Source organism: Arthrobacter sp. TJ-265 (assembly GCF_058269135.1).
Window position 1 is genome coordinate 1,110,346 of the sequence record NZ_JBZCND010000001.1, and the last position, 19,848, is coordinate 1,130,193.

Genomic DNA, 19,848 nt, shown 5'->3' on the forward strand with positions numbered 1-19,848 from the left:
GTAGGTTAGGGGCATGATGACCTATCGCAGACTGGGCTCCTCGGGGCTCAGCGTTTCCACCGTCGGGCTCGGCTGCAACAACCTGGGCCGGGCCGGCACCACCTCCGAGTCGCAGGAGGGTACCGACGCCGTCGTGCATGCAGCGATCGACGCCGGGATCACCCTGTTCGACGTCGCGGACATGTACGGCAAGGCACCGGGCATCAGCGAGGTGCAGCTCGGCAAGGCCCTCGGCAGGCGTCGCGACGACGTCGTCCTCGCGACGAAGTTCGGCCTCGACATGGACGGCGTCAACGGACCCGACTGGGATGCCCGCGGATCCCGCCGCTACATCATCCGCGCAGCCGAGGCCTCCCTGCGGCGCCTCGGCACCGAGTGGATCGACCTGTACCAGTACCACGCGCCGGACACACGGACGCCGATCGAGGAGACCCTCGCGGCCCTCGACGACCTCGTGACGAGCGGCAAGGTGCGCTACCTCGGGCACTCCAACTTCGCAGGCTGGCAGATCGCCGAGGCCGAGTTCACGGCACGCAGCGGCGGGTACACGCCCTTCATCTCCGCGCAGAACCCCTACAACCTGCTGGACCGACGCCTCGAACGCGAGGTGGTCCCCGCCGTCGAGGCCTACGGACTGGGCATCCTGCCGTACTTCCCCCTCGCCAACGGCCTGCTCACCGGCAAGTACCGGCGTGACGAGGTACCCGCCGGCAGCAGACTCACCCACTCACGCAAGAACGTGCTCGAGACAGCGGACTGGGACCAGCTCGAAGCCTTCGGCGCCTTCGCGGCCGGGCGCGGCCTCACCGAGGTCCAGGTGGCCTTCTCGTGGCTCGCGGCCCAGCCGTCGGTCGGTTCCGTGATCGCGGGCGCCACATCGCCCGAGCAGGTGCGGCAGAACGCGGCGGCAGCCGACTGGACGCCGTCGGACGAGGACCTCGCCGCGCTGGACCGGATCTTCCCGCGCCCGGCCGCCTGAGCCCGATCGGCGGAGCCGCCGGGACAATCAACACCTATGCCGACCGGTCCGGCGCTGCTGTCCCGGTCGCGGACGACGAAGCCCTCACTCCGCGGGAGGGCTTCGTGCTCGGCAGGCCGCCCGGTCGGGGCGATGGCCCACCATGCCGCACACAGCCGGCGGCGCGGCACACGATGTACGAGGTCGAAAGCTCAGCCGATCGCACGGCGATGGCATGGGCGCGACGACGGTGCCACACTGTTCCCTGTGCCCGCGGCTCGGCGGGGCGTGGACGGATGGTGAACCATGAGCGAGATCCGCGTGAGGACGGCGTCCGGCCGGTGGATCCTCCTGGCAACAGTGCTCGGGTCGGGTATCGCGGGGATCGACGCCACGGTCGTGAACATCGCGTTGCCGACGATCGGCATGGACCTGGGCACGGACTTCGCAGCCCTTCAGTGGATGGTCACGGGATACACCCTGACGCTTGCCTCCTTCATCCTCCTCGGCGGCTCCCTGGGCGACAGGTTCGGACGCCGGCGTATCTTCATCGTCGGTGTCGTGTGGTTCGCCGTAGCCTCCCTGCTCTGCGGGCTGGCACCGAACGCCGGCCTGCTCATCGCGGCCCGCGCCTTGCAGGGGGTCGGAGGGGCACTGCTCACGCCAGGCAGTCTTGCCATCATCCAGGCCAGCTTCGCCGGTGAGGACCGCGCACGAGCCATCGGCGCCTGGTCCGGACTGGGCGGTGTGGCCACCGCCATCGGACCCTTCCTCGGCGGCTGGCTCGTGGAGAGCGTCTCCTGGCGCTGGATCTTCCTCATCAACGTGCCCATCGCCGCCACCGTCATCTGGATCGCCGCCCGGCACGTCCCCGAGACGCGCGACGCCGACGCGACGGGCCGGCTCGATATCGCCGGAGCCGTCCTCGGGGCGCTGGCGCTCGCGGGAACCACCTACGCCTTGATCGAGGCGCCGACCCAAGGGGTCGGCTCTCCAGCGGTCCTCGCATCAGGAGCCCTGGGCCTCACCGCCGCCGTGGCTTTCCTCGTGGTCGAATGGCGCTCCGAGCATCCGATGCTTCCGTTGCGGATCTTCGGTAACCGCCAGTTCAGCGCCGCGAACGCCGTCACCTTCCTCATCTACGCCGTGTTCGGCGGCATCTTCTTCCTGCTCGTCGTCCACCTCCAAGTCGTGGCGGGATTCAGCCCGCTGGCGTCCGGGACCGCCATGCTCCCCATCACGGCTCTGATGCTGGTCCTGTCACCCCGCGCAGGGGCGCTCAGTTCCCGGATCGGGCCGAGGATGCCGATGGCTGTCGGACCACTGCTGTGTGCTGCGGCACTTGTCCTCATGCTACGGATCGGGCCGGGTGCGTCCTACCTTCTGGACGTGCTGCCGTCGGTGATCGTGCTCGGCCTCGGCCTGTCACTGCTCGTTGCTCCCCTGACATCGACCGCGCTGTCCGCTGTGCCGGAACGCCGGGCCGGGTTGGCCTCCGGCGTGAACAACGCTGTGGCGCGGGCCGCGGGCCTGATCGCAATCGCTGTCCTGCCGGCCGCCGTGGGCCTGACCGGCGACGCCTACAGCAACCCGCAAGTGTTCGAGGCAGGTTTCGACGCCGCCTGCATGATCGGCGCGGTCGTCCTGGTGCTCAGCGGCATTCTTGCGGCCGTCACCGTCCGGAACCCCGCCCTGCCGGAGACCGATCATCCGACGCACTGCGCGGTTGACGGCACGCCCGCTGCTCCCGGGGCCCTCCGCGAGGCTCGCAGTGGGGCGGACCGGGCCTGATGTCCCGCTCCTATCCGATCGACGGGGAAACTTTTCCTACTCCCTGCGGCAGGCGCGGATCAAGTCGCCAGTCGATGCCGGACCGGTCAAGGTTCATGAGCTTCGCTCCATCGATGCCGAGCGCCATGACGGCTGCCAGACGTTTGTCGGAGCGCATCAGGACAAAGAAGTGCGTGTAGGGCAGCAGGACCTCCTCGGCCTATTTTTCCGGCTCAGGCGTCTCCTACTGGTCCCCCTTGTCGCGCTGGGGGTTTCCGCTTGCAGCAGCAACACGGTGAGACTGGGCCGAACGGCAGCAGACGATGGTCCTAGGGTCGTGGGTAGGACAGGGATGAGGTGGCGATGAGCCAGGATGACCTGAAACGGCTCATTGCGCAACATAACGTCAGTGAAGAGGCCGTGAGGAAAGTTGCTCCCTCCGCACAATCTTCGCCTCGTTGGGCCAAAGTGCAGGACGGAATGGAGAACGTCTCGAGGGCGGCAGATGACGCGCGTGAGGCGGCTGATGCTATTGGAGTTGCCTGTGACGCCGTTTCTGGCGAGAACTTAGGCGATTCACTAGGTTCCGTGTCGGGAGGAATGAGCAGAACCTATGCCCAGGACTTACTCAAGCAACTCAAGACCTGTACCGGGACAGGGAACAGATCTTTCGGGGTAGGTAGTCGGCCCTTCACTGAGGTGGTGCACGCTCTTGACGCTGATCTGCGGCGGGAGCAGGATGCGGGCATGGTACATCCGACCCAGGATGCGGTTCCTTCCACTGGGGCACGAGGCACGGTAGTTATATCGCAGCACGACTACGAAGACATGCGGATCACCTACAACCTCTTGCGGTGGATGATGATCGGTCTTCCCGCACTTCTGTTTGCGGTCACTTTTTTCCATGCGGTGAAGGCCGGAAGTTTCGAAGGTTCAATCAGCGCATACTACGGAGGCGCGGTCCGCGACGTTTTCGTCGGGGTGCTCATCGCTACCGCCGCATGCATGGTGGCCTACCGCGGCCGGTTCGCGCTCGAGGACTTCGCGCTCAACGCAGCCGGCTTTTTTGCCGTCTTCGTGGCACTGGTACCAGCCGGGCTTGACACCATCATGGGCGACTTGCGCGATCGAGAAGAGGCCCTGGAGGCTTTGAAGACCAGTGGCGCACTCACGGGAGAGCGGCCAGCTGCCCCCGAGAACGCTCAGCTGGCGTTCACCGCCGAGGAGTACGGCTGGTCCCTGCGGGCAGCCCTGACCGCAGTTGCTCTGCTGTGCGCTTGGCTGGTGTGGAACGAGTGGAAACAGTCCCGCCGCACCCGTGACCTATTCAAGCGCGGCGGATGGAGTAAGCGAACGGTCATCTGCACGACAGTGGTGGCGTTCTTGTTCGTCGGCTTGACGTACGGGCAGCTGTGGTTCGGCCCCGCAGACCACGTCGAGCTGCCCGGAATTACCATGGGACCGTTTCAGCTCGAAGTGCACGCTATCGCAGCGATCCTCATGATCGCCTCGTTGCTGGTGGTGGTGGCAAGCCACGGGTGGCCCCAACAGGCAGCGCAGGCGGACCCGAAACGTTCTTCGGCGCCCGCCGACGATCATTCGCGGCTTACCTACAAGATCATCTTCGGCCTGATGTTTTTGGGCGCGGCCTGCATCTTTGTTCTCGGTCTGATGTTCTTTCGGCCGCAAGTCGTGTTGGTGCTGGAGTGGTACGAAATTTTTCTCTTCTGCGGGTTTTGGATTGTGGAAACGAGAAGAGTCAGTAGGTATCGTCTCGACGTCAATATGGCAACTATGTAGTGAGTAAGAAGTCACCGATGACCCACCTTGAGTCAACCAATGTTGACGACGCCCCTCTCCGCAGTCGTTCGAGCCGACTTGGTCGAACGCTGCGGTGAAATCGTCGGCCGCATGCAGGGCACGTCGCTCCGCAGCCGACAGGTTCTCATCCGTGTAGGTGGAGACGGCCGTCGGCGACTCCGATCGACCGAGGGAGTAGAGGACGGTGTGGTCGTCCTTGCTGCCGCGGATCAGGATCTCGACGGTGTAGTTGCGCGCGGCCCGGCGGAGCTTGTCGACGACCAGGGCTCAGGTACTCGTCATCGAACAATCCCTCCAAACCGTCGGGGTCGGCATCGACGAGGTCGGCGTGCCGTTGCATTCTCAGTACCTCATCCATGTATGAGCCTGGCACAGGACCGGGCGTCTCCGGCAGCCTCTAGAGGTGGACACGGCGACGGAGCACGCCTGACACTCATGACAAATGAGAATCGGGGCGTGTCCTGTCACCTCAATACGCAGGAACTCCTCACCGTGTAACTGATTCGTCTTGGTAGAGGAGTGCGAGTTCTGAGCGTGTTGGAAGTCCTTCCCAGTCACCATAGGCGAGGCAGGCGAATGCTCCTGTCTTGGCTGCGAGCTCGAGTCGTTGCGCCGGGCTCTTGCCGGTCATCAGTTCGGTAAGGTATCCGGCGACGAAAGCGTCACCGGCTCCGACGGTGTCGATGGGTTCGATGGGTACGGCGGATTGGTGGTGCAGTTCGCCGTCGATACTGGCGACGGCGCCTTTGTTACCCAATTTGATGATTGCCTGCGAAGGGCCGAGGTCGGCCAGCCGTTGGGCGAGGTCAGCGGGGTCGGCGGCTGGGCCGACGGCAAGGGCTGCCTCTTGGTCGCCGGCGAAAACGATATCGACGAGGGGTATCAGTTCTTTGTACGAGCGTCCGGCGTCCGTCGCCGTCCAGAGGTTGGCCCTGTAGTTGAGGTCGAATGAGACCGTAACGCTTGCTAACCGGGCAATCTCGATGGCTGTGTTGATGGTGCGTGCCGCGGAGGGTGAGAGAGCAGGCGTGATGCCGCTGATATGAAGGATCGCGGCTCCCGTGATGAGTGAGGAATCCAGATCCTCAGGAGTGAGTCTGGAACCGGCGCTGCCCGAACGGTAGTAGCTCACCTTCTGTGTGGACATCGTCCGGCGTTCTTTGAGCATCAGGCCCGTGGGTGCGTCCGGGTCCTCGCTGGCACGAACGGTGACGCCCTCGGCTCGGATTTCACGCCGTACGAGTTGGCCCAGGGAATCGGCCCCTGTTCGGCCGCACCACACGGCGTTCCCGCCGAGCCGCTGCATACCGATGGCGACGTTTGATTCGGATCCGCCGATCCCAAGACTCATCGAGGAGACGTGGGCGAGCGGCCCGGGATGCTCCGCGGTGAGCAGTGCCATCGTCTCCCCGATGGTCACAAGGTACGGAGCCGGAATGGTGGTGCTCATAGGGCGGCCCGTGCTTCCTCGACGACGCCCCGCAGCCGGATTGCGCGTTGGGTGAGCTGCCCCAGGTCTCCGCCCTTGAAGGCGTCGCCGAGGAGCGGGCCGCCCAGACTGACTGCCAGCGCTCCGGCTTTCATCCAGGCGCCGGCGTCGTCGATATCAACGCCTCCGGAGGGGACCACCTGAATGCCGGGGAACGGGCCCCGCAGCATGGACACGTATCCGGCTCCAACCACTGATGCGGGAAAGACCTTTACCGCTGTTGCGCCTGCCGACCACCCGTTGAACAGCTCGGTGGGAGTCAGTCCGCCGGGGTAGATGGCGACGCCGCGTTGCGTTGCTGCGGCGATGAGTGCCGTGTCGGTCATGGGAGTGACCAGATAGGCTGCACCGGCGTCGATTGCCCGTACGGCCTCGTCGACCGTGGTGACGGTGCCGATGCCGAATTCAGCGGTGCTACCGAATCGTTCCTGCAGTAGCGGGAGTTCCTCGAAAACCCCTTGCGTGCTCAGGGTCAATTCGATGCTGAGCACCCCGCCGCGAACCAGTGCTTCCACGACAGGCGCATAGGCGCGCGCGTGAGGTGCCCGTAGGACGGCTATGGTCGCGGTCTGTTGCAGGATCCGAGATGCCGCAATTCGTTCTACGCCGACCGGCGGCTGTTCGGTGGGGGACAAGACAAGCCCTTCATTCGGTGTGCGGGATATCGATGGCGAGGACGGACTGGACAGGGAGGCGTCAGCGGCCGAGCCAACCGCCGTCGACGGGGAGGACGACGCCGTTGACGTAATCGGATGCATGAGAGGCGAGGAACACCGTAGCGCCTCCGAGGTCTTCGGGGCGCCCCCACCGCGCTGCGGGAATCCGCTCGAGGATGCTTTTCTCGCGGTCCGGATCATCCTGGAGCGCCTGCGTGTTATCGGTGGCGATGTAGCCGGGAGCTATCGCGTTCACGTTTACGCCGCGTGACGCCCACTCGTTGGCGAGAGCTTTGGTCAGGCCGGCAATGCCGGACTTCGACGCCGTGTAGCCGGGAACGTTGATGCCGCCCTGAAAGCTCAACAGCGAGGCGGTAAAGATGATTTTTCCGCTGCCCCGTTCAAGCATCTGTTGTCCGACGTCCCGGCTGAGGATGAACTGGCTTGAAAGATTGACCTGGATGACCTGATCCCACAGCTCGTCCGGGTGCTCGGCGGCAGGCGTGCGGGCGATCGTGCCGCCGTTATTCACCAGGATGTCGATAGGGCCGGCCGCGATCAGGTCCGCGGCGAGTGCGCGCACCGCAGCGCGGTCGGCGAAGTCCGCGCGCATCGCCGCGAAGTCGCGCCCGAGTGCGGTGACACGCTGCTCGACGGTGCTACCTTCGGCTTCGAGGTTCGCGGAGACTCCGATGATGTCGGCGCCGGCTTCGGCGAGGGCCACGGCCATGGCCAGCCCGATGCCCCGCCGGGCTCCTGTGACAACAGCGGTCTTCCCGGTCAGGTCGAATGGGTTCGTCGTGCTCATGCCGTCGCCTCGCGGCAATCCACGAGGACCTTCATGACTCCACCGGATTCGAGGGCGAGGAAGCCCTGCTCGACATCATCCAGTGACACGACTCGGGAGATCAGCTGACGGGCGGGGATCGCACCGTCCGCTACCAGCCGCACGGCTTCCTCGAAATCTTCACGCTGATACAGGCGGGCACCGAACATCTCCAGCTCGCGCCAGAAGAAACGGTGGAGGTCGATTTCCTTCGGCTTGGGGTGGATCGCCACCATGACGAGCCGCCCCCGTGTCGCCAGGACCTCGACGGCCGAATTGACGCCGGCCGCCGCCCCGGAAACCTCGAACGCCACGTCCGCTCCCGCCCCATCCGTCTCCCGCAGTACATAGTCGACGAGGCTCTCCTCGCGCGGATCGAGCGCGGTAATGCCGAATCCCTTCGCGGTCTCCCGCCTGCCGGCGTCCAACTCGACCAACACGACCCGGGCGCCCTGCCGCAAAGCGACGGAGGCGATGAGCTGACCGACCGGGCCGCCGCCAATGACGACGACGAAGTCCGAGGCGACGAGCTTGGAACGCCTGACATCGTGCACGGCGACCGCGGTGGGCTCGATGAGCGCCGCCTCGTCGAGTGCGAGGCCTTCGGGCAGGGCGATCAGGATCTCGGCCGGAACGTTCCAGGTGTTCTGCATCGACCCCTCAGAATCGATGCCGACGAAATTCAAGTTATGGCAGACATGGGTGTTTCCGCGACGGCATGCAGGGCAGGACCCGCAGGAGAGCGTAGGCATGACCGTCACCGGCTGCCCGACAAACCACCCGGTGACGCCCTCACCCAAGGCGGCAATCGTTCCCGACATCTCATGCCCGATCACTGCGGGCATCGTGACCCGTGCATCCATGTCCCCGTGGAAGATATGCAGGTCCGTGCCGCACAAGCCCGTGTAGGCCACGGCGATTTGCACCTGGCCCGGTCCTGGAGGAGCGACCGTGGGCGCCGCGGTGGTGAAGGTTCGTGCTCCCGTATAAGTTGCAGCAGTCATGGGGTTGGTCCTAACGAAGGTGGAGGGGGCGGGTACGCCATGGCGGGTGGCGCGGATTAGCGGGGAGAGTGTTCGTGCATTACCACTTGTTGGTGCTGCTCGCCCAGTCCTTCGATGCCGATTGTCATGCTGTCCCCCCGGGCCAGGTAGGGGAATCGTCCTGAGAGGGCCACGCCTTGGGGTGTTCCCGTATTCACGATGTCCCCTGGATCGAGCGTCATGTAGTGGGAGAGGTCCCGGATGATTTCGGTCACGCTGAAGACCATGTCGGCGGTTGTCGAGTTTTGTCGTTCCTCGCCGTTCACCTTGGAGTACAGCCGTAGCGACTGAGGGTCTGGTACATCGGCAGCAGGAACCAGCGCAGGGCCGAGCGGGTTGAACGTGGGGGCGCATTTGCCTTTTGACCACTGTCCCCCGGAATGCTGGAGCTGGTAGTCCCGTTCGGATACGTCATTGCTGATGGTGAACCCGGCTATGCAGTCCAGTGCCTCCTCGTAGCTCTGCAGGTAGGAGGCACGCTTGCCGATGACCACCGCCAGTTCGACCTCCCAGTCGACCTTCTGGGCGCCAGGCGGGAGGACTACGTCGTCGTTCGGGCCGACAACGGAGTTGGGGTGCTTGAAGAAGATAACGGGCGCCGCAGGCGGGCGGGCGCCGGTCTCGGCGGCGTGCGCTGCGTAGTTCATGCCGACGCAGATCACGGCTCCGATACTGGAGATCGGAGGCCCTACCCGTAAGGACGTAGCGTCCTTCAGCTCCGGCAGGGAGCCGCTCTGGAGAGCGGCGCGCACCTGCCCGATGAGGCCGGCATCGAGTGCGGCACCCGTGATGTCCCGTGTTATTCCTCTCAGATCGTAGTACGTTCTTCCTACCCGGACGGCCGGCATTTCCTGTCCGGTCTCGCCCAGTCTCATCAGGTCCATAGAAGTTCTCCTGGCTCGTAGTGGTTCAGTAGTGACTTAGGTGGGGCGCAGGAGAAGGCTGTGCATGCCTCCGTCCACAGCGAGCGAGACCCCCGTGGTGGATCCGTTGGCGGGATCGGCCAGGAACATGATCGAGGCTGCTACCTCCTCGGCGGCCACGAGCCTGCCGTGGGGTTGCCGGGCTTCCAACGCCTGGCGCTCACCATCCGGGTCGGCCGCCGCGCCCAGTAGGCGATTCACCCAGGGCGTGTCAGCTGTACCGGGATTCACACAATTGACCCGGATACCTTCGCGCAGATGATCCGCAGCCATGGCGCGGGTAAGGGCATCGACGGCTCCCTTACTTGCTGAGTACAGGGCGCGTTGAGGAAGGCCGTGGGTGGCGGCGATGGATCCGGTGTTGACGATCGCGGCACAGTCCGATTGCCTCAGGTACGGTAGCGCGGCCGCCGACACTCGCGCGATGCCCACGACGTTCACGCTTAGAACGCGCAGCCAGTCGTCGTCGTCATTGTCCGCGATCGTACCGATGGCGCCCATGCCCGCGTTGTTGATGACGACGTCGATCCCGCCAAAGGAGTTGGCAACCGCTGCCACGGCAGCGTCAACGGATCGGCGGTCGCTTACGTCGCACTGTTGGCCCAGCGCAGTGTCGGGCAGGCCGACCGGATGGAGGTCAAGGACGGCGACGTGCGCTCCGCGGTTGAGGAGTGCTGTGGTCACGGCTGCACCGATGCCGGATGCCCCACCTGTGACAATGGCTCGAACGCCGGTGAACGAATCGATGATGCACCCCTTTAGGTGGTGGAAAGGAAGCCTGTAGAGGCGGACGGATCAGCAGAGCTTGGCTGGCGGAGGAACCCGCAGGCCCTTTCCGGGGTCCTGGGAGAACGCTTCTGCGAAGCGGTGGTACGCGCCGATGAGGTGGGCATGCATCGCGGCCTCGGCTGCGTCCGGGTCACAGGCCCCGACGGCGTCGACGATGCTGCGGTGTTCCTCCACCGTCTGTCGTCCCTGGTAGTCCGCTGGGTGGAGGCGGAAGAGGTGCAGGTGGCAATGTGTGGCGCGGTAGGCGTGCAGTGCGAACTGGTTGCTGCTGGCGCTCAGGATGCTGTCATGGAACTGGGTGTCGTGCGCCACGAGGAGGTGTCGTACGTTGGGCTCCGTTTCCATGCCGTCCTCGAAGCTCGACAGTGATTTCTGCAGCAGGCGGGCCGGGTTGCTCAAGCGGTTCGCCGCTGCCACCCGGGCCGCCCAAGGCTCCACCATGAGACGGAACTCGAAGAGCTCGCGGAGTTCGGCCATGCCCAGGAGTTGGGTTGTCCGGTACCCCTTGCCCGGGGTCTTGATGATGAGCTTGTCGCCCTCGAGTTGGCTCAGTGCTTCCCGGACGGGTGTTTGTGACACCCCGAACTCCCGGGCGAGGGCATCGATGTTCACTTTCTCGTCGGGTGGTAGTTGCAGGTCGAGGATCTTGGCCCGCAACGCCGCATAGACGTCGACCGAGGGCCTCGCCCGGGATTCGAGGTCGAGGGAGTTGTCAGTCATGGTGTCCCAGCAGGGGCCGGGTGCCGGGTGTTTGCGTCATGCAAGAGGTACTCCAGGAGGTTGCCGATGCCATACGTCCACGGTTCAAGGTCCTCGGTTGGGTGCACTGTGTTGATAAGGGAGCCGAGCCGGTTGCTGCTGATCTCGACGATATCGCCGGCTTCGTGGGTGAAGCCCATGCCGGGAGCGTTCCTGTCCTCGTTCGGGGCGAAGAGCGTCCCGGTGAACAGGGCGAATCCGTCAGGGTACTGGTGGTGTCGACCATAGGCCGCGCCCACGAGCTCCTCAAACGGCCGGCTCAGCCGCTGCACGCTGTTGGTCCCGGTGAGCGTGTACCCGTCGATGCCACGTACCGTGAGCCGAATCGTTTCCTGCCGGGCGTCATCCAGCGTGTAGGAGTCGTTGAACAATCGGATGAAGGGTCCGAGCGCGGCTGACCCGTTGTTGTCCTTCGCCATCCCGAGCAGGAGGGCGCTCCGCCCCTCGACATCGCGCAGGTTCACGTCGTTGCCCAACGTGCAGCCGCGGATCTGCCCTTGGTTGTCGACCATGAGCACCAGTTCGGGTTCGGGGTTGTTCCAGGAGGAAAAGGAGGGAATGCCGATGCGCACGCCATAGCCGACTGTCGAGAGGACAGGCGCTTTGGTGAAGACCTCCGGGTCCGGTCCGATACCGACCTCGAGATACTGCGACCAGAAGCCTTCCTGGACGAGTAATTCCTTGACTCGTTTGGCTTCCTCGGAACCAGGCCGCACCCCGGCAAGGCTCCCACCGATCGATCCCAGCACTTGTGCGCGCATCTGCTCCGCAAGTGTCAGATCACCGGCACAGCGTTCTTCGATGACGCGCTCGATCAGGCTGTCGACGAACGTGACACCGCAGGCTTTCACGGCCTGCAGATCCACCGGCGAGAGAAGGTGTGGTGCTTCGTTGCTGCTCCCGACCGGTGGATTCAGGACATCGCGGAGATCCCAGCAGCGGGCACCTTTACGCTGTGCCTGCTGCAGCACGGTGGGAAGATCGCTGCGATTGAGCAGAGCGGACACCGTCTGCGTATGGTCGAAGAGGTCGATCAGATTTCCCTCGTGGACCAGGACGGGTCGGGGACCTTTCGTCTCCGGATCCCATAGGCGTCCGATGAGCAGGGCCTCCGGGGTGTCCTGGGGCAGGACTGCTTCTGGCTCGACCAGCGTCATGGGGTTCCTCCTGCTGGTTCCATGCTTCCGTTCACCCGACGAGCGATCCCCCAAGGGTTTACGTTCTGCAGCGCCGGTGGAAGGGCAGCGTCGGGCACATCCTGATAGGCCACCGGACGCATGAAGCGGTTGATCGCGGCGGTGCCGACCGAAGTCGTGCCCGGTGCCGTCGTCGCAGGGTACGGGCCGCCGTGCTGTTGCGCATAGGAGACCGTGACACCTGTAGGCCAACCGTTCCACAGCACTCTGCCGGCGATGCTTGTCAGCGTGGAGAGCAGTTCCCCGGACGGATCGCCCTCGTCCGCGTGGATGGTGGCCGTCAGTTGTCCCTCCATCTGCGCTGCAAGTGCCGGCAGGTCGGCGACGTCGCGGTATCTGACAACCACGGTTGCAGGACCGAACATTTCCCGGTGCAGCACCTCTGGGTCCGAGGCGACGGACTCCGCATCGACCAGCAGGACGGTCGGTGTCGGTATTTCACTGTCAGTACCCGATACCAGGGCCCGGACCCCGGTGAACGAAGCTACCTCGTCGCGTGCCTTGCCGAAGGATTCGCGCAGGCCGGGGGTGAGGAGCTTGGCCAGCGGCGCCTCGTCGAGCGCCGTCCCCAGGGTGTCGCGCAGCTGCTCCTCGGACGCGGAATCCGGGACGAAGAGCACGCCGGGTTTGGTGCAGAATTGTCCCATGCCCATGGTGAAGGATCCGGCGTAACCGGTGAGGATTTCTTCGGCCCGGGAGTCCCAGGCGGTCGGCAACACGAAGACCGGGTTGATGCTGCCCAGTTCCCCGTAGAAGGGGATCGGTACGGGTCGCGCATTGGCCCGGTCGAAGAGCGCGCGGCCTCCGGTTGTGGAACCCGTGAACCCGATGGCCTTGATGAGAGGATGGTCCACCAGCGCCTCCGCGGCCGGGCGACCGTCGACCAGCGAGAACAGGCCCGCCGGGGCGCCGGCGTCGGCCAATGCGGCGACCACGATTTCCCCGGTCCGCAGCGCCAGCTTCCGGTGTCCCGGATGGATTTTATGCAGTACGGCGCATCCGGCTGCGAGGGCGGAGGCGCTGTCGCCACCCATGACGCTGAACGCGAAGGGGAAGTTGGACGCCCCGAAGACACCGACCACGCCGAGCGGCACATTGACCCTCCGGATGTCCGGTCGTGGACCCATGCCCCAGTCCGGATCGGCATGGTCCACGGTGGCGTCGAGGGCGACCCCGGTGCGGACCTCATCGGCGAACAGGTCGAGCTGGAATGCGGATCGCTTCACTTCGCCCTGGAGACGTACCTCGGCAAGATTCGTGTCGGTGGCGGCGAGGGCGACCAGTTCCTGTGAATGGGCGCGGAGGGCATCGGCGATCGTGTTCAGTCGGGCAGCACGCGTCGAGGGCGATTCGTCGGCGATGCTGAGGAACGCGGCGTGGGCTTGCCGCGCGGCGCGGTCCACCTGTTCGGCAGTGGTGGCAATGGTCAGGGTGGATGTGCTCATGGAAATGTCCTTCCGAGACTTCAGCGGGCGTTCAGTTCCTGCCACACGGCACCGTTTGGGTACGACCAGCGTGAGGTGGATTCGGGCAGCATCTCGGCTCCGACACCGGGAAGCTTGGGTGCCTGGTACCGGCCATTGGAGACAACTGCCGGTTCTGTGAAGTGCTCATGGAGGTGGTCGACGAACTCGATGACGCGGTCCTCCATCGTGCCGGTGATGGCTGCATAGTCGAAGAAGGAGAAGTGCTGCACCAGTTCGCACAACCCGACCCCTCCGGCATGCGGGCAGACCGGGGTCTCGAAACGTGCCGCGAGCAGCAGGTTCGCGATGTTCTCGTTGACACCGGCCACCCGGGTCGAATCGATCTGCATGATGTCGATGGCCCCGGCCTGAAGCATTTGCTTGAAGATGATGCGGTTGTGAACAGCTTCACCGGTCACGACCTTGATGGGGTGGACGGCTTTGCGGATGGCAGCGTGGGCGAGGATGTCGTCAGTGCTCGTCGGTTCCTCGATCCAGTAGGGCGCGAAGTCCTGGAGTTGGTTGACCCAGTCGATGGCTTCCTGCTCCTCCCAGCGCTGGTTGGCGTCGATCGCGATACGGACGTCCGGTCCTACTGCTTCTCGCGCTAGGGACAGCCGCCGGCGATCATCCTCGATGCTGCCGGCAACCTTGAGCTTGATCATGCCGAAACCATCGGCGACGGCTTCCTTTGACAACCGGACCAGCTTCTCGTCGCTGTAACCGAGCCAGCCTGGGGTGGTGGTGTAGGCGGGGTAGCCGTGTGCCGTGAGTTCGGCGATGCGTGCTTCCTTGCCCACCTGTCCTTCCCGCAGGATGTCGGCGGCATCCTCGGGGGTGAGGGCATTACGGATGTGGGTGAAGTCCACGGCGCTGATGATTTCTTCCGAGGACATTTCGCTGAGCAACAGCCACAGCGGTTTCTCTTCGCGGCGTGCCCGGATGTCCCACATGGCGTTGATCAACCCGCCGCACGCCATGTGGGATACACCCTTTTCGGGGCCGAGCCAGCGCATTTGGGAGTCATGGATGAGACGGCGGGAGGAATCTCCGAGGTTGTTGACCAGTTCGTCGGTGTCCCGGCCAACGAGGAGTTCGCCGTAGCTGTCCATGGCGGCGGTGACAATGTCATTGCCGCGGCCGCAGGTGAAGACGAGCCCGTACCCGCTCTCGCCGTCGTCGGTCTTGATTTCAACGTAAGCCGCCGAGTAGTCGGGGTCGACGTTGACGGCGTCCGAGCCGTCGAGTTCCAGTGACGTGGGAAAGCGGACATCGGTGGTGCGGACAGATTCAATCTTTGACATGAGGAGGTTCCTTGAAGGTCAGGAGGAGGCGGTCTAGAGGAAGCCGAGCAGTACCGGCAGAGCGAGCGTGACGGCCGGAACGAAGCTGATGAGCAGCAGGGTCACAACCATGGGAGCGAAGAACGGCAAGATTCCCTTGATCACGACAGGCACCGGTGCCTTGGTGACACTTGAGAGGACGAACAGCACCAGTCCCACGGGTGGGGTGATCAGCCCAATCAGGAGGTTGAAGATGACCATGATGCCGAAGTGGACTGGGTCTATCCCGAAGGTTTCAGCGACGGGAAGAAGCACGGGGACCAGGATCAGGATCGCGGCCGTCGGTTCTAGGACACAGCCCACCAGGAGGAGCAACACGTTGACGAGGATCAGGAACACGATCGGCTGGTTCGTGATCTCCAGGATGAGATTCGCGGCGACCTGTGGTGCCTGTTCCCGGGCAAGGACCCACCCGAACAGCGCCGCAGCTGCGACGATCAGGAGGACCGAGCCGGAGGTCTCGACGGTGGTCAGCAGGGTGCGGTACAGCTTCCGCCAGGTGAGTGCCTTATAGACGACGGCCAGGATGGCGATGTAGATGACTCCGATGCCGCTGGCTTCCGTGGGCGTGAAGATGCCGCTGAGGATGCCGCCGAGGATCACGACGGCAGATCCGAGGGCCGGGACGGCCGCAAGGGCTGTCTTGCCGCGAAGGGCCCAGGTCGATCTGGGCAGACGGAGTTCGTTCCTTTCCCGCATGAGGATCCATACTGTGGTGCACAGCGCGGTCACCAGGATCAGCGCGGGAACGATTCCCGCCATGAAGAGCGCTCCGACGGACACCCCTGCCGTGACCGCGTAAATTACGGCTGGGATGCTCGGCGGGATCATGGGAGCGATCAGGCTCGAGGCCCCGGTGACTCCTAGCGCGAATTCACGCTTGTAGCCGCGCTGAACCATAGCCGGCACCTGGACGCGGCCCATCGCTGCCGCGTCTGCAATCGCGGCCCCGCTCATCCAAGAGAATCCGAAACTGGTGGCCACGTTCACGTAACCCAGACTGCCCCGGAGGTGCCCGATCCCCGCTACAGCGCCGTCGTACAGCTTGTCGGTCACGCCCGAGACATTGGCCAGGTTCCCCAACAGAATGAACATTGGAACCGCGAGGATGGAGAAGCTATCGACTCCCGAGACGGTCTGCTGGACAGCGGTACCGAGACGTACCGAGGGGTCCGTAAGCACATATCCGAGGGACGGGATCAGGAGTGCGAATGAGACGGGTACCCGTAGGGCGAGGAGCAGCAGCAGGCTGATCACCATGATAAGTAGAGTCATATCGGGTTTCCTACACCGCTTCCCGTTCGAGGTTTTCCATCGCGTCCGGCACGAGCTCCGGATGGCGGATATTCAGGTACATGTGCACCAGGGCGTGGAAACAGATCAGCGTGAATCCCACCACCGCCGAGCTGTAGACCAGACTCATTGGCAATGACGTCGCCGGGGCCTGAAGGCGCGCCGCTTCGGCGGCAAATTCCGCCCCGGCGAAAGCCATCATCCCCGAGGCGATGATCACCATGGCCAGGGCAAAGGTGTCGAGGACGACCGTTCCCTTTCGCCCCAGTTTGCTTGCGACGATATCGACCGCGATGTGGATACGGCGCGCCATCACGAATCCGGCGGAGACGAAGGTGAACCACAGTAAGCCGAACCGCGCCAGCTCTTCGGTCCAGCTGAACGGCGAGTTGAAGATGTAGCGGCTGACGACTTGCAGGATGATCAGGCCCAGCGTGCCCACGAGGAACGTGCAGGCAGCGAGCCTCTCGGTGACGACGAGGTACCGGTACAGGCTGTTTCGTTGCTCCGGAAAGTCCGGGTCGTCGGGTTCCTGCGGAACCCGTAGCCCGGTAGCGAGGTTGTTCTCATTGCCCGAGGTTGGATACGAGCCGACCTCTTCGCTCATCGCGCCGTCTGGATCTGCTCGTAAAGGTCACCCCAAGGCTGTTCGCGCATGACTTCCCCTGCTGAAGCGGCAAGAGATTCACGGTCGACGTCTTCGTTGACCTGGATGCCGCTGCCGGTCTTCCATTCCTCGAGGATGGACTGTTCCTGCTCCTCGACGCATTCGCGGGTGGCGTCTGCGGCGGTCTGCATGGCGCCTTCGAGTGCGGTGCGCTCCTCGTCGGACAGACCTTCGTACACGGTGCGCCCTGTCGTGATCTCGACGCCTTGGATCATGTGGCCGGTCAGGTTGATGTAGTCCTGGACCTCATTGAACTTCGCTGTGGAGATGGTGGGGACCGGGTTTTCCTGCGCGTCAATGACACCCTGCTGAAGCGCCAGGTACACCTCGTCGAGTGCCATGGGGGTCGCAGTGCCACCCATGGCACTGATATTGGTCAGGTACAGGGGCGCGTTGGGAGTCCGGATTTTCAGACCGTTGAAGTCGGCGGCGGTACTAATCTCCTTGTTCGCTGTCACGTGGCGGGTTCCGTAGTACCAGTTGGAGAGCACCTTGATGTCGGAGGATTCATACAGATCGTCGAACACAGTCTGCATTACTTCGCCGTTAGCTGTCTCCACGAAGTGGTCCACGTCTTCGAACAGGTATGCCGCATCGAGAACGGCCGCGTTCTCCTCCCAGACGCCCAGGAAGGACGGACCCGCCACGGCCATGTCGAGGCTGCCGGAGGCAACCTGTTCCAGCAATTCGGATTCGTTGCCCAATTGGGCGGATGGGAAGCTCTGAATCTGCAGGCCGCTTCCCTGCAACTCCTCCTTGAGGGTGGCGACGCCGCATTCCTCAACCGGGTGCCCTGCATCGTAGACGTGCGCCAGCCGGAGAGTCTTGGCGTTCGTATCTACTTCTTCCACACTGTCCCGATCGACGGCCGTGCCGACACCGCATCCGGACAGCAGTAGAGCGGCCGCCGCGGCAACGCTCAGGACCATCCTCCGGTTGGCGTGGGAACCTGCGGAATTGCTGGTGGGGTTAGTTTCGAGCTTCATTGCTGAATCCTTCCGAAAGATACTGATGGTCAGGTTGCTGGTCGGGTTGAAAGGGGTAAGAGGGACAGCTCGTCGGCTAGGGAGGTCAGTTGATTGATGGTCGAGAGCGGCAAGGAAACAGCGTCTGCAGCACCCGCCTCGCGCCGACGTTCTGGATCTCCCGGGGCATCCACGGGCCGGCCTGCAGGACCAGAGCTGCGTACGCGGTCCTGAAGGATAGCTACCCTCGCCGCCGTCCGTGCGCTGCCGGCGAAGGCAGCCGTGTCGAGGCCGACGACCAGGTGTCCGTTATTCATTCGCGACGCTGGGTTGGACCAGATGTCGACAGTCTCGAAAGCGAACGTAGCGTCTGTCAGGGATGCCGCGAATGCCTCGAGCAGAACGGCCACTGCGGAGCCCTTGTGGCCGCCGAAGGGGATCATGGATCCCTTTTCCGCCTCTTGTGGGTCCGTGGTCGGGTTGCCGGCGGCGTCGACCGCCCAACCCTCCGGCAACTGTGTGCCTTCATTCTTCGCGGCAATCACCTTGCCATAAGCACCGTTGCTAGTTGCCAGGTCGGCCGTGAGCGGCCACCCGGACGCGCTGGGTGCGCCGAAGGTCAACGGATTCGTGCCGAGGACCTTGCTGGTTCCACCGTGGGGTGCAACCACTGGTCCGGTGGATGAGGTGATGAAGGCCATGAATCCCGCCTCTGCGAGCTGATCACTCCAGAACGCCCCGGCACCATAGTGACTGCTGTTATGGACGGCGACGGCAGCGATACCTTCCCTGCGACCAACGTCGATGACGCGATCCACAGCAGCCTGCATGGCGACTTGACCCAGTGCAGCGTCTGCGTCGAGTACTGCGACGCTGCCCTGGTTTCGAGAGAACTTCAGGCTGGGTACCGGGTTGATGCCGCCCAGCCTTAGCGCCTCGCAGTACAAGGGGAGACGGAGCAATCCGTGCGAGTAAATGCCACGCTGGTCCGCCTGAACCAGGGAGCGCGCAGTGAGGGCTGCGTCCTGGTGAGGAACGCCCCGAGCCTCCAGTGCGTCGGTGGCCAAGCGAACAAGGTCCTGCGGAGGAAAGAGCTGATGGGTGCTCATCGGCGAACCCCCTTCGTATATAGGAAGTGGTGTGATCCTATATGCATAGTGCGTCAGATCACAACCACTGACGACCATGAAAACGTTTCACCACTGGTGGGAAAGACAAAAGCCGCCCGGTGACCACCCCCGCACCACGGGGGGACGATGCCTTTGTGGACAAGCTGTGCTCGGGCTGGGCCGAGTACGGTGACTTTGACGCCGAGTCGTCGAGCGATCCGACTGGTGCGGGACCCGGTGTCCCCGTCGTGCGCGATGGCTCGGAGATACACGCGTTCCGTGCGTGTTGCGCGGCCCCAGCGGGAGGAGAAGAAGCCGGCGTCGAGCTGACTTCGCCCGATGAGCACTGCCACCTCGGCATCTTCCTCCGTAAGGGCGTGCTGGGGGTGAGTCTACGGCCGGCTCCGGACACCCCGACCTATCTGACGGCCCTGCTGCCGGTCACTGAGGGGGGTTGCGGTGCATGCGGAGCTGACCCGGCACGCCGACGCTGAACGAGCGGCGGGGATGAGCGGAGCCGTGGTCAGGCCACGGCCGACGCACTGGTGGAGCGAACTACCGGCACCCCAAAAGGGTCCTCCCGGGTCGAGGTGCAGCTGATCACGACGGACTGCACCCTGTTCCAGGGTGAGAGTGACCCGACCCGGCTTCCCGGCAGCGGGATCGTCCCGGCTGGCTGGGCCCGGAACCTCCTCACCACCGGGCTGGCAGGACAGATTTCGGGGCGAGCAGCAAAGAACGGGCAGAGCTTCGAGGTGTTGCTCCGACGCCTCCA

At 64.2% G+C, this 19,848-nt stretch carries 19 protein-coding genes; 3 read left to right on the plus strand and 16 right to left on the minus strand.

Annotated features, from left to right (window positions below; translation table 11 throughout):
* The first annotated feature begins 13 nt into the window (after positions 1 to 13).
* Together AC4D2E_RS05340 and AC4D2E_RS05345 are read left to right on the plus strand one after the other, a co-directional pair.
* Positions 14 to 979, plus strand: a complete 966-nt coding sequence (locus tag AC4D2E_RS05340) for an aldo/keto reductase (protein ID WP_490909454.1) — start codon at positions 14 to 16, stop codon at positions 977 to 979.
* Between the two features lie 285 nt (positions 980 to 1,264).
* Entirely contained in the window at positions 1,265 to 2,749 is a 1,485-nt protein-coding gene (locus AC4D2E_RS05345; RefSeq protein ID WP_490951876.1) for a DHA2 family efflux MFS transporter permease subunit, read from the plus strand.
* A 10-nt stretch (positions 2,750 to 2,759) separates the two neighbouring features.
* Here AC4D2E_RS05345 and AC4D2E_RS05350 read toward each other — a convergent pair whose 3' ends face one another.
* A complete protein-coding gene (locus tag AC4D2E_RS05350) occupies positions 2,760 to 2,906 on the minus strand; it encodes a hypothetical protein (protein WP_181033538.1) in 147 nt (48 codons plus the stop codon).
* 185 nt (positions 2,907 to 3,091) lie between these two features.
* On the opposite strand from AC4D2E_RS05350, the gene AC4D2E_RS05355 reads away from it, so the two are divergent.
* The gene (locus tag AC4D2E_RS05355) at positions 3,092 to 4,528 is read left to right on the plus strand and encodes a hypothetical protein (protein WP_490951877.1); all 1,437 of its coding nucleotides are present in this window, start codon (positions 3,092 to 3,094) and stop codon (positions 4,526 to 4,528) included.
* A 508-nt stretch (positions 4,529 to 5,036) separates the two neighbouring features.
* Here the strand turns inward: AC4D2E_RS05355 and AC4D2E_RS05360 are convergent.
* The 15 genes from AC4D2E_RS05360 to AC4D2E_RS05430 form a co-directional block, all read right to left on the minus strand.
* Positions 5,037 to 5,999: a sugar kinase gene (locus AC4D2E_RS05360; protein WP_490951878.1), complete on the minus strand. Its 963-nt coding sequence runs from the start codon at positions 5,997 to 5,999 to the stop codon at positions 5,037 to 5,039.
* The gene (locus tag AC4D2E_RS05365; RefSeq protein ID WP_490951879.1) at positions 5,996 to 6,673 is read right to left on the minus strand and encodes a bifunctional 4-hydroxy-2-oxoglutarate aldolase/2-dehydro-3-deoxy-phosphogluconate aldolase; all 678 of its coding nucleotides are present in this window, start codon (positions 6,671 to 6,673) and stop codon (positions 5,996 to 5,998) included. Before AC4D2E_RS05365 ends, AC4D2E_RS05360 begins: the two co-directional genes overlap by 4 nt.
* Before the next feature lie 61 nt (positions 6,674 to 6,734).
* Complete coding sequence (gene kduD, locus AC4D2E_RS05370; RefSeq protein WP_104165248.1) at positions 6,735 to 7,502, minus strand: 2-dehydro-3-deoxy-D-gluconate 5-dehydrogenase KduD; 768 nt, start codon at positions 7,500 to 7,502, stop codon at positions 6,735 to 6,737.
* The gene (locus tag AC4D2E_RS05375; RefSeq protein ID WP_490951880.1) at positions 7,499 to 8,524 is read right to left on the minus strand and encodes a zinc-dependent alcohol dehydrogenase; all 1,026 of its coding nucleotides are present in this window, start codon (positions 8,522 to 8,524) and stop codon (positions 7,499 to 7,501) included. Before AC4D2E_RS05375 ends, kduD begins: the two co-directional genes overlap by 4 nt.
* A gap of 56 nt (positions 8,525 to 8,580) precedes the next feature.
* Positions 8,581 to 9,447, minus strand: a complete 867-nt coding sequence (locus AC4D2E_RS05380; protein ID WP_490951881.1) for a fumarylacetoacetate hydrolase family protein — start codon at positions 9,445 to 9,447, stop codon at positions 8,581 to 8,583.
* Positions 9,448 to 9,483: 36 nt separating this feature from the next.
* Complete coding sequence (locus tag AC4D2E_RS05385) at positions 9,484 to 10,233, minus strand: SDR family NAD(P)-dependent oxidoreductase (RefSeq protein WP_490952325.1); 750 nt, start codon at positions 10,231 to 10,233, stop codon at positions 9,484 to 9,486.
* 48 nt (positions 10,234 to 10,281) lie between these two features.
* Entirely contained in the window at positions 10,282 to 10,995 is a 714-nt protein-coding gene (locus AC4D2E_RS05390; protein ID WP_490951882.1) for a GntR family transcriptional regulator, read from the minus strand.
* Complete coding sequence (locus tag AC4D2E_RS05395) at positions 10,992 to 12,191, minus strand: fumarylacetoacetate hydrolase family protein (protein WP_104165239.1); 1,200 nt, start codon at positions 12,189 to 12,191, stop codon at positions 10,992 to 10,994. Before AC4D2E_RS05395 ends, AC4D2E_RS05390 begins: the two co-directional genes overlap by 4 nt.
* Complete coding sequence (locus AC4D2E_RS05400; protein ID WP_490951883.1) at positions 12,188 to 13,675, minus strand: aldehyde dehydrogenase (NADP(+)); 1,488 nt, start codon at positions 13,673 to 13,675, stop codon at positions 12,188 to 12,190. The genes AC4D2E_RS05395 and AC4D2E_RS05400 overlap by 4 nt, the downstream gene beginning before the upstream one ends.
* Positions 13,676 to 13,695: 20 nt before the next feature.
* The gene (locus AC4D2E_RS05405; RefSeq protein WP_104165236.1) at positions 13,696 to 15,000 is read right to left on the minus strand and encodes an enolase C-terminal domain-like protein; all 1,305 of its coding nucleotides are present in this window, start codon (positions 14,998 to 15,000) and stop codon (positions 13,696 to 13,698) included.
* 33 nt (positions 15,001 to 15,033) lie between these two features.
* Positions 15,034 to 16,314, minus strand: a complete 1,281-nt coding sequence (locus AC4D2E_RS05410) for a TRAP transporter large permease (protein WP_490951884.1) — start codon at positions 16,312 to 16,314, stop codon at positions 15,034 to 15,036.
* 10 nt (positions 16,315 to 16,324) lie between these two features.
* The gene (locus AC4D2E_RS05415) at positions 16,325 to 16,939 is read right to left on the minus strand and encodes a TRAP transporter small permease (RefSeq protein ID WP_490951885.1); all 615 of its coding nucleotides are present in this window, start codon (positions 16,937 to 16,939) and stop codon (positions 16,325 to 16,327) included.
* Entirely contained in the window at positions 16,936 to 17,985 is a 1,050-nt protein-coding gene (locus AC4D2E_RS05420; protein ID WP_258069684.1) for a sialic acid TRAP transporter substrate-binding protein SiaP, read from the minus strand. Before AC4D2E_RS05420 ends, AC4D2E_RS05415 begins: the two co-directional genes overlap by 4 nt.
* 29 nt (positions 17,986 to 18,014) lie before the next feature.
* A complete protein-coding gene (locus AC4D2E_RS05425; RefSeq protein ID WP_490951886.1) occupies positions 18,015 to 19,073 on the minus strand; it encodes an Ldh family oxidoreductase in 1,059 nt (352 codons plus the stop codon).
* A gap of 53 nt (positions 19,074 to 19,126) precedes the next feature.
* Complete coding sequence (locus tag AC4D2E_RS05430; RefSeq protein ID WP_490951887.1) at positions 19,127 to 19,426, minus strand: DUF8462 domain-containing protein; 300 nt, start codon at positions 19,424 to 19,426, stop codon at positions 19,127 to 19,129.
* Between the last annotated feature and the right edge of the window lie 422 nt (positions 19,427 to 19,848).